The sequence below is a fragment of the Actinoplanes italicus genome (assembly GCF_003001815.1).
Lineage (GTDB): Bacteria > Actinomycetota > Actinomycetes > Mycobacteriales > Micromonosporaceae > Actinoplanes > Actinoplanes italicus.
Genome location: NZ_PVMZ01000010.1, coordinates 242332 through 254418, shown reverse-complemented (window position 1 = coordinate 254418; position 12087 = coordinate 242332). Strand labels below are relative to the sequence as shown.

Here is a 12087-nt window from a genome sequence, read left to right as displayed (position 1 = left end):
CGGCCTGCGGGCTGGAGGCCTTCTCCAACCTACGGGCCGCGTGCCTTCCGTCCACGGTGTCCACGCCGAAGCAGCAGGTCAGGACACCTGTCCGCGGTAGTGCTGCAGGAAGAGCGCCTCGGCGTGAGCGAGCCGCGCGATCTCACCGGGGTCGACGCTCTCGTTCGGGGCGTGGATGAGGGCCATCGGCTCCTCCACACCCATCAGGATGATCTCCGCGTCCGGGTATGTCTCGGCCAGCACACCGCACAGCGGGATCGAGCCGCCCTGACCCAGGTTGATCACCTCACAGCCGTACGCCTCCTGCATGGCCGCGGCCAGCGCCCGGTGCGCCGGACCGCCGGTCCGGGCCTCGAACGGCTGCCCCACCGCCTCCTTGTCGACGGTGACGCGGACACCCCAGGGAGCGGCCGCGTGCAGGTGGGCGGTCAGCGCGTCCAGGGCTTTCCCGGCGTCGGTGCCGGGCGGGACGCGCAGGTTGATCCGGGCGCGGGCGTGCGGCTGGATCGCGGCCGCCGAGCCGACCACCGGCGGGCAGTCGATGCCGAGCACGGTCACCGCGGGCCGGGCCCAGACCATGTCGGCGACCGCGCCGTCGCCGAGCAGACCCACCCCGTGGAGCAGTCCCGCGTCGTTGCGGAACCGCTCCACGGGATAGGTGGCACCGGTCCAGGTCTGGTCGGCGGCCAGCCCGGCGATGGTGGTGTTGCCCGCGGAGTCGCGCAGGGTGCTGAGGATCTGTATGAGCGCCGCCAGCGCGTCCGGCGCCGGGCCGCCGAACATGCCGGAGTGGACCTCGCCGTCCAGCGCCTCGACGGTCACGACCACGTTCGCCAGGCCGCGCAGGGTGACCGTCACGGCCGGCATCCCGACGCCCGCGTTGCCGGTGTCGCAGACCAGGATCGCGTCGGCCCGGAGCAGGTCGGCGTGGTTCTCGACGAAGTCCTCCAGGCCGCCGGTGCCCTGCTCCTCGGAGCCCTCGACGATCAGTTTCAGGTTGACCGGCAGGTCGTCGCCGAGGGCCCGTAGCGCGGTGAGGTGCATGACGATGTTGCCCTTGCAGTCGGCGGCGCCCCGGCCGTACCAGCGCCCGGCCGACTCGGTCAGCTCGAACGGCGGCGTGTGCCAGGCCTCCTCGTCCAGCGGCGGCTGCACGTCGTAGTGGGCGTACAGCAGCACCGTTGGCGCGTCGGGCCGGGTCGAGCGGCGTTCGCCGTAGACGGCCCGGCTGCCGTCGCTGGTCTCGTGCAGGGTGAGCCCGGTGAAGCCGACCTCCGCGAAGTGGTCGACCACCCAGTTCGCCGCGCGCAGGCACTCCTCCGGCGGGTACTGGCGGGGGTCGGCGACCGAGCGGATGGCGACCAGTTCGGACAGGTCGGTGCGGGCCTGGCCCATCAGGCCCGCGATCCGGTCGGTGAGGCTCATCAGGCCACCTCTTCGAGCTTGAGGTCGTCCACGACCTTCTGGAAGCTCTCCAGGTAGGACGGGCAGTACACCTTGATGATCAGCAGCTGGCCCTGCACGACCTTGTTGTCGGCGATCACGGGCCGCTGGCCGGGACCGGCCGCACCGTTGGTGAGCTGGCCGTAGAGGATCCCGCGGCGCAGCGCGTCGTCCGGGTCGAGGCAGACCGCCCCACCGTCCGCGCCGAGCACCTTGACGATGTTCTCCTTCTTCGGCGTCCTCAGCCCGGCCGTGTTCAGCTCGGCGATCAGCTGGTCGGCCTTCTTCTCCGCCTCGGCGGTCTGATACTCGGCGCTGTAGTTGGTGAGCGCGACGATGCTGAGCACGAGCAGGATCACGGCGGCAGCGATGTAGAGGGCACGCTTGCTCACGACGGGACCTCCTCGGGAGCGGCGGTCTTCCAGTGCGGCTTGCGCAGCCGGTAGAAGAGGTACGGCACGAGCAGGCCGAGCCCGAGCGCGCCACCCGCGACGACCGCCAGATAGGTGCCGACGCTGCCGGACCCGAACTGCGACGGCGGGACGAACCCGATGAACAGCGCGGCCAGCGAGGCGGCGAAGCCGATGCCGCAGAGCGCGGTCAGCATCGGGGCGCGGTAGCCGCGCGGGTGATCCGGGTGTGACTTGCGCAGGCGGACCGCCGCGACGAACATCAGCAGGTACATGATCAGGTAGACCTGCGTGGTGATCACCGAGAAGATCCAGTACGCGCTGGAGACGTCCGGGATGAACGCGTACGCCAGAGCGATCACGGTCGTGACCAGACCCTGGACGACCAGGATGTTCTGCTGCACGCCGTGCTTGTTGAGCTTCTGCAGGTACGGCGGCAGGTAACCCTCCTGCCGGGCGATCAGCAGCAGGCCCTTGGACGGTCCGGCCAGCCACGTGAGCATGCCGCCGAGCGACGCGGCGACCAGCATGACGCCGAGGATCGGGGTGAGCCACTGCGAGTCGAACGCGGCGAACACCGCGTCGAACGCCTGCATCACGCCGGCGGTGAGTGACAGCTGCTCGGCCGGCACGATCCAGCTGATCGCCAGCGCGGGCAGGATGAAGATCAGCAGCACCAGGCCCATGGCCAGGAACATCGCCCGCGGGAACTCGCGGCCCGGGTTCTTCAGGGAGCCGACGTGGACCGCGTTCATCTCCATGCCCGAGTAGGACAGGAAGTTGTTGACGATCAGCACGAGGCTGGACAGGCCCGCCCAGGCGGGCAGCAGGTGATCGGCGGTCATCGGCGCGGCGGACTCGTTGCCCTGACCGAGGAACGCGACGCCGAGGATCACGAGCAGGGCGCCGGGAATCAGCGTGCCGATGATCAGGCCACCGCTGGCCAGGCCGGCGACGCCGCTGGTGCCGCGGGACGAGACCCAGACACCGGTCCAGTAGCAGACCATGATCACGATCGCGGTCCACACGCCGCTGGAGGCGAGCTCGGGATTGATGACGTACGCCAGCGTGCTGGCCACGAACCCGAGCAGACTCGGATAGTAGAAGATCGTCATGGCGAACTGGCACCAGACGGCCAGGAAGCCGAGCGGTTTGGAGAGCCCCAGGCTCACCCAGTTGTAGACGCCGCCCTTCCAGCCGGAGGCCAGCTCCGCCGAGACGAGCGCGGTCGGCAGCAGGAACACCAGGGCCGGGACGATGTAGAGGAAGATGCTGGCGAGCCCGTAGACGGCCATCGTCGGTGACGGCCGCAGGCTGGCGACCGAGCTGGTGGTCATCAGGGCCAGTGCCACCCAGGACACATATGCGATGGTCCGGGGGGTCCGTGGTTGTGCCGTGGTCTCGCCCGGCACGTCCGTAGCGCTCACGGCGCCTCCGATCTGTGAATGTCGATCAGGCCCGCATCATGGAGCTCCGGCAACGGGCCGCGCCTCATCCCTGGCGAACGGTCCGGCGCCGGGTGAGCAGCCGATCCAGCGCGCGGTGGAACGGGTGGCCGCAGAGCACGCCGAGCGCCACCGCGACCATCGAGCCGGTGGCGCCGATCAGGTCCTCGGCGCCCATCGCGGTCGACTTGCCGAGGTACTCGGTCAGTCCGATCAGGGTCAGCGCACCCGGCACGAGCAGCCAGAACCCGGGCAGGAACGAGACCAGCGCTGGCGGGCCGCCCGGCACCCGTTCGACCAGGTACGCCACCAGGGTCAGGGTGAACGCGCCGACGAAACCGCTCATGTAGCCGCCGAGCACCATGTTGCCGAAGTACTGACCGATCCAGCCCGCGTAGAGAACCAGGCACAGCCAGCCGAGCGACTTACGTGGGCCGGCCAGCAGCAGGAAGATGCCGACACCGACGAGCAACGGACCCAGCCAGGAAGCCCACCCGCTGAGCACACTCGTCTCCAGCGGCGCGGCCGGCGGCGGCACCCCGACCACCTGCGCGGCCCCGATGATCCCGAAGGCGAGCAGCAGCAGTTGCAGGATCCCGGCGACCAGACGGCTCGAGCCGGTGATCATCTCGTACGCGGAGAGCTCGACCACCGCCATCGTGAGCATCGCCCCGGGCAGGAACGTCACCAGCGGCGCGACCATGGCCCGCAGGTCCGTCTCGGCCCACCCCGAGCCGGTGAGCAGGAACGTCACCGACGCCACCGTGAACGCGGCGATCACCGGCATGATCATCTGCAGGCTGGGCCATCGGCCGCCGGCCAGCTTGAACACGCCGACCATCACGCCGAACAGGGCGGCCAGCATCAGGTCACCACCGCTCGGCATGAGGATCATGCAGATGCCCACCGTGAGGATCGTGTGCCCGAGAACCCGTACCGCAGGACCGAACCGTGACGGCATGGCCACCAGCCGCCGGATCGCCAGGATCCCCTCGGCCGGGTCGATCTTCCCCTGTTCGGCCTCGTAGAGCAGCCGGTACAGCTCGGCCGTCTGATCCAGCCGGAGACCGCCGCCGAGCTGCCGGGTCGGCTCCTGCGTGGTCGGACCGACGGCGTCCAGGGACACCACCAGGAACGTCGGGAAGACGCTGACCCGCGCGTTCGGCGCCCCGTACGCGGTGGCCACCCGCATCAGATGCTGCTGGATCTGGTTGACCGCCTCCCCCGCGGCCGTGAGCCCGCTGCCCAGATACAACAGAAACTCCTGAAGGTCTCGCCTCTGCGACATGCGGCCCTCCTCCGCACAGCAAGGTAGGCATCGTGGCGATCGAAGGAATCATCCGGAACGAAGGATCCCCGGGCCCCGCACGACCGCGCAGTCTGGCAACGTCGTGCGAACCGCCCCATCGGCGACAGCCCAGGAGGTACCCGTGATGCCGGCCCGCCCCTTCACCGCCGAGGACTTCACCCGCCGCATGCGGCGCGCCGTCACCCAGGCGGCCGACGCGGGCCTGGCCGGGGTGCTCGTCACGCCCGGTCCCGACCTGGTGTACTTCACCGGGTACCGGCCGACCGCGATCACCGAGCGGCTCACCATGCTGGTGCTCGGCGCGGGACACGACCCGCACCTGATCGTGCCGGCGCTGGAGCATCCGGAGGCGGCGGCCGCGCCCGGCTCGGCGGCAGTGACGATCACCGATTGGAAGGACGGCGTCGACGCGTACGCCATGGTGGCGGGCCTGCTCGATCCGCGGGGCCGATATGCGCTGTCGGACTCGGCGTGGGCGATGCACCTGCTGGGTCTGCAGGAGATACTGCGGGAGTCGCGGTACACGTCGATGACGTCCACGCTGCCGATGCTGCGGGCGGTCAAGGACGCCGACGAGATCGAGCGGCTGGCCGGTGCGGGAGCCGCGGCCGATGCGGCTTTCGAGGAGATCCTTTCGGTACGCTTCGCCGGCCGCACCGAGACCGCGATCGGTCATGACCTGGCCGACCTGTTGCGCGAGCACGGCCACTCACAGGTCGACTTCACCGTGGTCGGTTCCGGGCCGAACGGGGCGAACCCGCATCACGAGATGGGCAAGCGGGTGATCCGGGACGGCGACATGGTGGTCCTGGACTTCGGCGGTCTCAAGGACGGCTACGGCTCGGACATCACCAGGACCGTGCACGTCGGCGAGCCGACCGAGGAGGAACGTTCCGTCTTCAAAGTCGTCAAGCGGGCGCAGCAGACCGCCTTCGAGGCCGTCCGCCCCGGCGTTACCTGCGAGGACATCGACCGTGCCGGCCGTCAGGTGATCGAGGACGCCGGCTACGGCGACTACTTCATCCACCGCATCGGACACGGCATCGGCCTGACCACGCACGAGCCGCCGTACATGGTCGCCGGCGAGAAACAGCCCCTCGTGCCGGGGATGTGCTTCTCGATCGAACCGGGCATCTACCTGCCGGGCCGCTTCGGTGTACGCATCGAGGACATCGTGACGGTCACCGAAACCGGCGGCCGCCGCCTCAACAACGCCCCCCGCCGCCTACGCCTCGTCACCTGAACCCGCGTGGTGACTTGCGGCTCCCCGGTGGGCACAGATCACCACACAGCCGGGCACAACACCTCGCGTGGTGACTTGCGGCTCCCCGGTGGGCACAGATCACCACACAGCCCGGCACAACACCTCGCGTGGTGACTTGCGGCTCCCCGGTGGGCACAGATCACCACACAGCCGGGCACAACACCTCGCGTGGTGACTTGCGGCTCGCCGGTGGGCACAGATCACCACACAGCCGGTGGGCGGCAGGGGCAGAACGCGGCCGGCGGGGTGATGTCAGGTTCGGTACCAGGCGGCGGTGGCGCCGGGGAGACGCGTGCCGCCGGCCAGGTGGGGGTCGCTGCACAGCAGGAGGGTCCCGGAGCGGGCATCCTCGGGCAGGCGGGCCGGCTCGTCGCCGACGTTGACCACGCAGACGAAACCGTCGCCGCGGCGGAAGGCCAGGACGCCGGGTTCGGTGGGCAGCCAGGTGAGGTCGTCGCCGGTGAAGGCCGTCCGGCGGAGGCCCAGGGCCGCGCGGTAGAGGTTGAGCGTCGACGCAGGGTCGGCGTTCTGACGCTCCACGGTCAGCGACTTCCACTCCACGGGCTGGGGCAGCCAGGAGGCCGGCCCGGGGCCGAACCCCAGCGACGCCGAGGCGCCTGACCAGGGCAGCGGCACCCGGCAGCCGTCGCGGCCGGGCTCGGCGCCGCCGCTGCGGCGGAAGACCGGGTCCCGGCGTGACCGGTCGGGCAGGTCCTCCACCTCCGGCAGGCCCAGCTCCTCACCCTGGTAGACATAGGCACTGCCGGGCAGTGCGAGCATGAGCAGCGCCGCGGCCCGCGCCCGCCGGAGACCGAGGTCGCCACCGCCGTACCGGGTCACGTGCCGGACCACGTCGTGGTTCGACAGCACCCAGGTGGCCGGCGCGCCGACGGACGAAAGGGCCCGCAGGCTGTCGTCGACGGCCGCCCTCAGCGCCGAAGCATCCCACTCGGCGGTCAGGAACGCGAAGTTGAACGCCGTGTGCAGCTCGTCGGACCGTAGGTAGAGCGCCAGCCGGTCGACGGTCTGCACCCAGATCTCGCCGACGAAGACCCGGTCGCCCTCATACTCGTCGGCGATCCGCCGCCAGCCGCGGTAGACGTCGTGCACCTCGTCGACGTCCCAGTGCGGGTGGCCGCCGCTCGGGGCCGGCGCCTCGCCGAGGTCGGGCATCTGCGGGTCCTTGGCCAGGCCGTGGGCCACGTCGATCCGGAAACCGTCCACCCCGCGGTCGAGCCAGTACCGCAGGATTGCGTGGAACTCATCGCGGACCTCGGGGTTCGTCCAGTCGAGGTCGGGCTGCTCGGGCGCGAACAGGTGCAGGTACCACTGACCGTCCGGGACCCGGCTCCACGCCCGGCCGCCGAAGTTGCTGGTCCAGTTGTTGGGGGGCCGGTCACCGCCGGGTCCGCGCCCGTCCCGGAACAGGTACCGTCCGCGTTCCGCCGAGCCCGGAGCGGCAGCGAGCGCGGCCCGGAACCACGGGTGCTCCGACGATGTGTGGTTGGGCACCAGGTCGATGATGATCCGCAGGCCGAGTGCGTGTGCGTCGCGGATCAGCGCGTCGGCGTCGGCCAGGGTGCCGAACCGGGGGTCCACCTCGCGGTAGTCGGCCACGTCGTAGCCGTTGTCGGCCTGCGGCGACGGATAGAACGGGCTCAGCCAGAGGGCGTCGACCCCGAGGGCACGCAGGTACGGCAGACGCGACCGGACGCCACGCAGGTCACCGATGCCGTCACCGTCGGAGTCGGCGAAACTCCACGGGTACACCTGGTAGATCACCGCGTGGCGCCACCAGCTCATGCCATCCGCTCCTGCAGTTTCTCCTGCTCCAGCTGGGCCAGTTCGGCCGCCGCCGACTCGTCGCGGGTGATGTTCTCGCCGGTCCGCGGGTCGAACAGGTGCATCCGCCGGGTGTCGGCCCAGAACTGTGCCTCCTGGTTCTCCCGTAGCCGGCTCATCGCGTCGATCTTGACGACGAGCTGGGTGCGCAGCGCCTCGCTGTCGAGTTCGGCGGCCAGTTCGGCGAGCTGCTTGGTGACCTCGTCGCCGGCCTCGAACGGGATGTACGCGTACTGCGCGTCCCCGAGCCACTCGGTGACGTCGACCCTCGCCCGGAACAGCGCGCCGCGCTGGCGCTTCACATCGTCGAGCAGGCCGGCGTCCTCGAAGTGGTCCGGCCGCAGCCCGGCGAGCAGCAGCTGCCCGTCCGTGACCCTCCCAGCCGCCGCGGCGGGCACGTCGATCTCCAGGAACGGCAGTTTGAGCCGGTCGCCGGCCACCACGGCGGGCAGGAAGTTCATCGGCGGCGACCCGATGAACCCGGCCACGAACATGTTGACCGGCTGCTCGTACAACTCCCTGGGTGAGGCGACCTGTTGCAGGAAGCCCCGCCGCAGCACCGCCACCCGGTCCCCGAGGGTCATGGCCTCGGTCTGGTCGTGCGTGACGTAGACGGTGGTGGTGCCGAGGCGTCGCTGCATGCGGGAGATCTCGGTACGCATCTGGCCGCGCAGCTTGGCGTCGAGGTTCGACAGCGGCTCGTCGAACAGGAACGCGTTGACCTCACGGACGATCGCGCGGCCCATCGCCACCCGCTGGCGCTGCCCGCCGGAGAGATTGGCCGGTTTGCGCTCCAGGTGCTCGTTGAGTTCGAGCATGTCCGCCGCGTCCTGGACCCGGCGGCGGATGTCCTCCTCGGCGAGTCCCTTCTGCAGCCGCAACGGGAAGGCGATGTTCTCGAAGACGGTCAGGTGCGGGTAGAGCGCGTAGTTCTGGAACACCATGGACAGGTTCCGGTCACGCGGCGCCTTCTCGTTGACCCGGTTGCCGCCGATCACCATGTCCCCGGAGGTGATGTCCTCGAGGCCGACGATCATGCGCAGCAGGGTCGACTTGCCGCAGCCGGACGGTCCGACCAGGATCATGAACTCGCCGTCGGCGATGTCGAGGCTGACGTCGTTGACCGCTTTGAAGCCGTCACCGTACTCCTTGACGATGTTGCGCATCTCGATGGCTGCCATCACGGTTTCCTTTCAGCCCTTCACGGCGCCGTTGGTGAGACCGGCCACGATCTTGCGTTGGAACAGCAGCACGAGGATGACCACCGGGATGGTGACGACCACGGCGGCGGCCGAGATCGGGGCGGTCGGCTGCGAGAATTGCGAGGCCCCCTGGAAGAACGCGAGCGCGGCCGGCACCGGGCGGGCCGCCTCGCTGGAGGTGAGCGTGATGCCGAAGACGAAGTCGTTCCAGACGGCGAAGAACGTCAGGATCGCCGCGGTGAAGACGCCCGGCGCGGCCAGCGGCACGATGACCCGGCGGAACGCCTGCCAGGCGGTGGCCCCGTCGACCTGGGCGGCCTGTTCCATCTCCCACGGGATCTCGCGGAAGAACGCGGCCAGCACGTACACGGCCAGCGGCAGCGAATACGACAGGTACGGGATGATGAGCCCGAGCCATGTGTCGTAGAGGCCGAGTGTGCGCCACAGGTTGAACAACGGCGTGGCGATCGCGATGACCGGGAACACCGTGATGGCCAGGGCGACCCCGAGCACCAGGCGTTTGCCGGGGAAATTCAACCGCGAGATGGCGTACGCCGCGAGCGTCGCCAGGATCACCGAGATCGTCGTCGCGATCAGCGCCATCCCGACCGAGTTGCGCAGGGCCGTGGTGAACAGGTCGGACGCGAAGACCGTCTTGTAGTTCTCCCAGCTCCACACGGTCGGCAGGAACGAGTTGTTGGTGATGTCGTCGCCCTCCTTGAAGGACAGCGACACGATCCACAGCACCGGGATGATCGCGTAGGCGATGATCAGGATCGCGCCGACGATCCAGAACACCTGGGTCCGGCGGCTGGTCTTCATCAGCGCTCACCCCTCTGCTGCGACAGGTCGGTCTTGAAGACCTTCACGAACAACACCGCGATGAGTACGACCAGAATCGCCAGGATCACGCTGACCGCCGAGCCGAGCCCGACCATGACCCGGCTGATCGTCTGGCGATAGGCCAGGAAGGACAGCGTCTCGGTGCCCTGCGCGCCGGCGGTCATGATGAAGATGCTGTCGAAGATCCGGAAGGCGTCGAGGGTACGGAACAGCAGCGCCACCATGATCGCGGCCTTCATGTTCGGCAGGATCACCCGTTTCACCCGCTGCCATGCCTTGGCGCCGTCGACCTTGGCCGCCTCCAGGTAGTCGTCGGGGATCTGGGCCAGGCCGGCGAGCAGCAGCAGCGACATGAACGGCGTGGTCTTCCAGATCTCGGCGACGCAGACCGTGAACAGCGCCGACCAGGTGCCGCCGAACCAGTCGAAGTCGCCGAGCCCGAACAGCGGGTTCACGAAGCCGTACGTGTTGCTGAACGCGTACGTCCACGCGTAGGCGGAGACGACGGTGATGATGCCGTACGGCACCAGGATCGCGGTGCGCAGGGGTGTGCGCAGGTAGAGCGCCCGGTGCATGACCATCGCCAGTGCGAAGCCGAGAACCAGCTCCACCGAGACGGTCACGATCGTGATCAGCGAGGTGATGCCGAACTGCTGCCAGAACAGCCCGTCGGTCAGGATCATCGCGTAGTTGCCGAGACCGACGAACTCCCGGCCGCCCGGGTCGGTCAGGCGGTAGTCGAACATCGACAGCCACAGGGCGTTGAGGATCGGGTATCCGGTCACCGCGACCATCGCGATGAACGCCGGCCCGGCCAGCAGCCAGCCCAGGTTGCGTTCGTGCCGGGCGCGGTCGGTCAGCCGGATCCGGCGTGGACGACGTGCGGCGGCGGGTTCGCGCGGCGGTGCTTCGACAGTGCTCACGGCCGCTCCTAGATCAGTCTCTTGTTGGACAGGACGTCTTCGAGCAGGTCGTTGGAGTCCTTCGGCGTGGTTTGCGGTGACAGCGAGTCCGGCGGGTGGAACGCGGTCTGGATCGAGCCGGTGACGTCGCCGTAGTAGGGACTGACGGGCCGGGGTGTCGCCGCGTCGAGGCCCTCACGGATCTGGTCGGCCATCGGGAACATCTCGCGGATCCCCGGGTCGTCGAAGACGGAGGCGAGCGCGGCCGGATTGCCGGCCGTCTTCATGAACTCGATCTGGCTCTGCGCGCTCGCCAGGCAGCGGATCGCCTCGACAGCCAGGTCCTGGCGGCCGCTGAACGCGCTGATCGACAGGCCGAGACCACCCGACGGAGCGGCGCTCTCGGTGCCCGCGTCGACCCGCGGATAGGCGGCCCACCCGACGTCGTCCTTGAAGTTCGCCGGGAGCGAGCCCTCCTCGATCGCTGCGTCGAAGGCGGCCCAGACGTACGGCCAGTTGACCATGAACCCGCCGTCGGCGGCCTGGAAGGCGGCCCGGGAGTCCTCCTCGCCGGCCGTGCTGAACCCGGCGGGAGCGGCCGGGGAGACCGCGAGGTCGTGCATGATCCGGGAAGCTGCCGCACCTGCCTCGGTGTTCAGGCCGCCCTTGACCTGGTTGGCCGGTACGTTCTCCGAGCCCGGCTGAAGGATGGAACCACCGGCCGACGAGACCAGCGCGTTGACCCAGACCATCAGGCTCTCGTTCCGGCGGCCCTGTGCGGCCACCGTGACGCCGGCCTGTGTGGCGCCCTGGATGAGCTGGTCCCAGGTGACCGGCCCGGCCGACGGGTCGACACCGGCCTTCTGCAGCACCGACTTGCGGTACCAGAGCAGTTGCGTGTTGCCGTAGAGCGGCGCCGACCAGAGCGTGTCCCGGAACGTCGACTGCACCAGCGGGCCCTCGAGCACGCCGGTGGAGAACTCCTGGCGTTCCTGGGCGGTGAACGGCCGGAGGAACCCGGCGTTGGCGAACTCGGCCATGAACGGCGGGTCGACGCTGACGATGTCCATCGAACGGTCTTCGGCGGCGAGCCGGCGCAGGAGCTGTTCGCGCCCGCCGGCCGCGGTGTTGGGCAGTCGCTGGATGTTGAACGTGTACGCCCCGCCGGACTCGGCGGAGCACCGGGTGGCCACGTCCTCCTGGGCAGCGTCGGCGATGTAGTACGTCAGCGTGTTCGGTCCGCCGTCACCGCTCCCGCATCCGGACAGGACCGAGGCGAACAGGGCCAGCGCGGACCCGTATGCCCACCGGCGTGGTTTCCTCTCAAGCACCATGCCGTCCCTTCGTCAATGAAGGTGCATCTGGAATCGCTTGCGCATTTCACCCTTGATGTGATCTGCGTCTCACGTCAAGTGTCACTATGTGCA

Annotated in this window: 10 protein-coding genes; 1 reads left to right on the top strand and 9 read right to left on the bottom strand. The window is 69.4% G+C overall.

All coding sequences use genetic code 11. The annotated features are described in order from the left end of the window. Window positions 1-78 precede the first annotated feature (78 nt). The 4 genes from CLV67_RS25030 to CLV67_RS25015 all read right to left on the bottom strand — a co-directional run bounded on the left by CLV67_RS25030 (window position 79) and on the right by CLV67_RS25015 (window position 4586). Window positions 79-1425, bottom strand: a complete 1347-nt coding sequence (locus CLV67_RS25030) for a dipeptidase (protein ID WP_106322438.1) — start codon at window positions 1423-1425, stop codon at window positions 79-81. Continuing rightward, window positions 1425-1835: a hypothetical protein gene (locus CLV67_RS25025; RefSeq protein WP_106322436.1), complete on the bottom strand. Its 411-nt coding sequence runs from the start codon at window positions 1833-1835 to the stop codon at window positions 1425-1427. The genes CLV67_RS25030 and CLV67_RS25025 overlap by 1 nt, the downstream gene beginning before the upstream one ends. Next, window positions 1832-3280: a glutamate/gamma-aminobutyrate antiporter GadC gene (gadC, locus tag CLV67_RS25020; RefSeq protein ID WP_239166304.1), complete on the bottom strand. Its 1449-nt coding sequence runs from the start codon at window positions 3278-3280 to the stop codon at window positions 1832-1834. The genes CLV67_RS25025 and gadC overlap by 4 nt, the downstream gene beginning before the upstream one ends. A gap of 64 nt (window positions 3281-3344) precedes the next feature. Further along, entirely contained in the window at window positions 3345-4586 is a 1242-nt protein-coding gene (locus CLV67_RS25015) for a threonine/serine exporter family protein (RefSeq protein WP_106322434.1), read from the bottom strand. Window positions 4587-4731: 145 nt separating this feature from the next. On the opposite strand from CLV67_RS25015, the gene CLV67_RS25010 reads away from it, so the two are divergent. Further along, window positions 4732-5850 carry an aminopeptidase P family protein gene (locus CLV67_RS25010; protein ID WP_106322432.1) on the top strand — a complete coding sequence of 373 codons (1119 nt, stop codon included), beginning with the start codon at window positions 4732-4734 and terminating at the stop codon, window positions 5848-5850. 273 nt (window positions 5851-6123) lie between these two features. On the opposite strand, the gene CLV67_RS25005 is transcribed toward CLV67_RS25010, so the two are convergent. From CLV67_RS25005 to CLV67_RS24985, 5 genes are read right to left on the bottom strand one after another with little or no spacing between them, the layout of a single operon-like run. Further along, the gene (locus CLV67_RS25005) at window positions 6124-7674 is read right to left on the bottom strand and encodes a glycoside hydrolase family 13 protein (RefSeq protein ID WP_106322430.1); all 1551 of its coding nucleotides are present in this window, start codon (window positions 7672-7674) and stop codon (window positions 6124-6126) included. After that, window positions 7671-8894, bottom strand: a complete 1224-nt coding sequence (locus CLV67_RS25000) for an ABC transporter ATP-binding protein (protein ID WP_106322428.1) — start codon at window positions 8892-8894, stop codon at window positions 7671-7673. The genes CLV67_RS25005 and CLV67_RS25000 overlap by 4 nt, the downstream gene beginning before the upstream one ends. Before the next feature lie 12 nt (window positions 8895-8906). Continuing rightward, window positions 8907-9737 (bottom strand): carbohydrate ABC transporter permease, encoded by an 831-nt coding sequence (locus CLV67_RS24995; protein ID WP_106322426.1) that lies wholly within the window; start codon window positions 9735-9737, stop codon window positions 8907-8909. Then, complete coding sequence (locus CLV67_RS24990) at window positions 9737-10681, bottom strand: carbohydrate ABC transporter permease (protein ID WP_203737089.1); 945 nt, start codon at window positions 10679-10681, stop codon at window positions 9737-9739. Before CLV67_RS24990 ends, CLV67_RS24995 begins: the two co-directional genes overlap by 1 nt. Before the next feature lie 8 nt (window positions 10682-10689). After that, window positions 10690-11994, bottom strand: a complete 1305-nt coding sequence (locus CLV67_RS24985; protein WP_106322424.1) for an extracellular solute-binding protein — start codon at window positions 11992-11994, stop codon at window positions 10690-10692. Window positions 11995-12087 lie beyond the last annotated feature (93 nt).